At 69.0% G+C, this 3,054-nt stretch carries 3 protein-coding genes and 1 pseudogene; 1 reads left to right on the top strand and 3 read right to left on the bottom strand.

Going from position 1 to position 3,054, the window contains the following annotated elements; genetic code table 11:
- From NX801_RS30520 to NX801_RS30510, 3 genes and pseudogenes are all read right to left on the bottom strand, one after another.
- Nucleotides 1-393, bottom strand: a pseudogene (locus NX801_RS30520) (methyltransferase domain-containing protein); the annotation flags it as partial.
- A gap of 49 nt (nt 394-442) precedes the next feature.
- Entirely contained in the window at nt 443-835 is a 393-nt protein-coding gene (locus NX801_RS30515; protein WP_258791214.1) for a hypothetical protein, read from the bottom strand.
- A gap of 185 nt (nt 836-1,020) precedes the next feature.
- A complete protein-coding gene (locus tag NX801_RS30510) occupies nt 1,021-2,232 on the bottom strand; it encodes a helix-turn-helix domain-containing protein (protein ID WP_258791213.1) in 1,212 nt (403 codons plus the stop codon).
- Nucleotides 2,233-2,715: 483 nt separating this feature from the next.
- On the opposite strand from NX801_RS30510, the gene NX801_RS30505 reads away from it, so the two are divergent.
- A partial coding sequence (locus tag NX801_RS30505; RefSeq protein ID WP_258791212.1) for a helix-turn-helix domain-containing protein occupies nt 2,716-3,054 on the top strand: 339 nt, incomplete at its 3' end.

Genomic DNA, 3,054 nt, shown 5'->3' with positions numbered 1-3,054 from the left:
CCCGGCGTTCCACCCCGTCCCGGTGCCGATCTCCAGCACCCTGTGGCCGTCTTCCACGTCCAGCATGTCGAGCATGCGGAAGACGAGGGAGGGTGTGGTCGCGGAGGAGGAGGGCCGGCGTTCGGTCTGGTCGACCGGTTCGTCGCCGTCGTTGAGCTGGGTGATGGCCGGTTCGTCGCTGTAGGCGGTCCACAGCCACCGCTCGGGAGCGGCCTCGCGGTCGATGGGGGCGTAGTCCGGCGTCCGGTGGATGCGGTCGGGCAGGAAGCGGTGGCGGGGAACGGCCCAATAGGCCTTGTCCCAGGCGGGGGTGAGGGGAGCGCCCAGGTTGTGGGTCAGTTCGCTGAGCAGGGCGCGCATGGCGATGTGCTCGGCGGCTTCGCTGTGGCTCATGTGCGTGGTTCAGTCCTTCTCGCGCTTCGGTGCGGGAGCGGCCGGTGGTTCATGCGGCAGGGGGCCCGGGTCGGTAGATCTGCCGGATCCCGGCGGGCATGCGCCAGGGGCGGGGGTAGCCCTCCAGATGCAGCACGCGTTCGCCGGGCCCGGTGGAGCGCATGTCCCGGATGCGGTACGTGCCCCGGCCGTCCACCTGTACGTAGTCCCCGACGCGTACGTCGGCCGGGGTGCAGGTGACCGGCACGGTGCCGGGCGGAACGCGGGAGGTGCGGGGTGGCGCCGGGCGGAGCAGGACGCAGCGGTGGGGCAGGGCCCGCCAGGTGTACCCGGCGCTGTCCTTGAGGTCGAGCACCCCGTTCCGCCGGTCCCACACCATGCCGGCCAGATCCCGACCGGTGTCCCGCACCACGTCCCCGACGACGAAGCGGTGGTACGTCATGGCGACTTCACCGCCCGGGGGCGTAACGGCGTTGCCCTGGGCACGGGAGCCGGCGGGGGAACCACCACGCTGACCACTTCGTCCACCATCAGGACGCACCCCTCTCACATCGTTGTGACAGGGGCAATCCTGGTGGGACCCAGTGAGCGGTTACAGGGATGGAACGTCCCAGTTACTCACCGCTTTTATTCGATGCCGAGGAAGGAGGCCAGCTTGCGGAGACCCGGTGGACGCGCGGGACCGGCCCAGAGATCGGTCACTATGGCCACGGCAAGGGTGTGATGCCGCATCCAGGCCGGTGCGATCCGCCGCAGGGTCTCCAGTGCTTTCACGGCCTCAGCGGCGTTGCCGAGATCGGTGTGTGCCCGGGCGATGTCCAGCAGAAGCCAGGTCCGCCATGAGACGGGGGTGTCCGCGCTGAGGCGCACACGCCTGGCCAAGGCCAACGCGTCTTCGGGGCGCTCGTGTTGCACGGCCAGCCGAACGCGTTCGATACGCACCGAGGACAGGTTGAAGACGCTCACCAACCGTCCGTTCTCAGCGGCCGGCAGCCTGCTGAGCCGACCGGCGGCTTGTTCGGCGGAGAGCATCAGATCGTTGGCGTGTTCGTAATCGCCGCTGCGGGCGTAGCTGGTGGCCGCCGACATGAGCAGGCCGCCCCAGACCCGTACTTCCTCCGAAGTGGTGGGCCCGGTGTGCTCCACGCGGTCGGCGGCGCGAACAGCGAGTTCAGTGGCGTCCCCCAGCCGGTTCTGCCGCTGGTACGCCCAGGCCACGGAGTTGCACATCATCGGAGTGAGCAGGGGGTCCGATGCCTGCTCGGCCGCCGATACCGCCCGCTCCAGGCTGGCCAGCGCAAGGTCGGTCTTGCCGAGCCTGACCGAGAGGTGGCCACCGAGCTGAAGGGCCTTGGCCAGTGCGCCGTGCCCGGCTGCACGCTGGTCCGGCGTGCCGCCGCTCGACAGTAACCGAGCGGCGGAGACAAGGCCGGGCAGCACGCGCATGACCTCGTTGAAGTCGGCGGTGTGATAGGACGACCAGGCGTCCGCGATCTGTTCACGGAGCGTCGGCAGAGCGAGAAGCCCCGACTGCTCCGGTTCCGGGGGGGCGCCGAAGAGCGGCGGCATAATGGCCCTGCGGACGGCCACCAGCCCCGGGGATTCGGCGTCCGTATTGCGGGGGAGGGCCGGTGGATCCCCGAGCAGATGAGTGACCTCCACCCCGAGGCCGGCGGCCAGGCTGTGCAGCGTGGGAAGACGTGCGCTGTGCTTGCGCTTCTGCTCCAGTTTCCTGATGACGTCCACGGACACCCGGGCCGCTTCCGCCAGTTCGTCCTGCGTCTGACCCGACATGCGGCGGAGCCGGGCGATACGGTCCCCCAGATGCTCGTTAGGCATGGTGCTGACGGTACGCCGACTTGGACCTGGATGCTCCGCGGATGAAGGGTGAGCTCGGGAGAAGGCGTGACGCCGTCTGCTCGACGGAGGCGGCGCGCGGGCCGATGCGCACAGCAAGGTTCCGGGCTTCTACGGCACCCAGGACACTGCCGCGATGCTGGCAGGCCAAGGCTTGTGGCGAGGGGCGAGCACGGTGAAGGCCAACCCCGCCGGTTCCACACCGCGCCGGCCAACTCCCGTGCGGTGTCCCGCACCACGTCCCCGACCGCGAAGCGGTGGTACGTCATGGCGACTTCACGCCCCGCCTCAGGAGACAGGCCACGGGAAGGTCACCGGTCTCTGGCATCGCCAGCGCCATCGATCAGGCGTCAGGGTGACGTGACTTCGAGTTGTGCTACGACTGCTTTTGGTAGTCACGATGGTGGGGGAGTCGGGCAGGGTGAAGCGCGCCGCCTGGGGGTTGAGCGGGGGCAGCATAGGGGCATGACAGTCGGTCAGTTGATCCGAGAACTGCGCCAGGCGCGAGGGTGGAGTCAAGACAAGCTCGCCGATGCGATCAACCGTCAGTTTCGGACGACACTCACGCGGGAGCACGTCGCGCGCTGGGAGCGTTGCAAGGTGCAGCCGGGAGCCTTTTACCTTCGGTGTCTGTCGGCCGTCCTGGACGTGCCCCTGGCCGTGTTCGAGGATGATGTGAAGCGACGCACGTTTCTGGCCGATGCGGCCGCCACGGCCATAGCTCCGCTGGTGGCTCATGATCTTTTGGACGCGGGATTCGCGGCGCGGCTCGGAGGTGGTCCGACCGGAGAGGAGTGGGAGGCC

Source organism: Streptomyces pyxinae, from assembly GCF_024756275.1.
GTDB classification, from domain to species: domain Bacteria; phylum Actinomycetota; class Actinomycetes; order Streptomycetales; family Streptomycetaceae; genus Streptomyces; species Streptomyces pyxinae.
This window is presented reverse-complemented; position numbering and strand designations above follow the sequence as displayed.

Excerpts from the sequence above, each read along its gene's own strand:
- NX801_RS30515 (WP_258791214.1), bottom strand. The coding sequence starts at position 835 with ATGACGTACCACCGCTTCGTCGTCGGGGACGTGGTGCGGGACACCGGT.
- NX801_RS30510 (WP_258791213.1), bottom strand. The coding sequence starts at position 2,232 with ATGCCTAACGAGCATCTGGGGGACCGTATCGCCCGGCTCCGCCGCATG.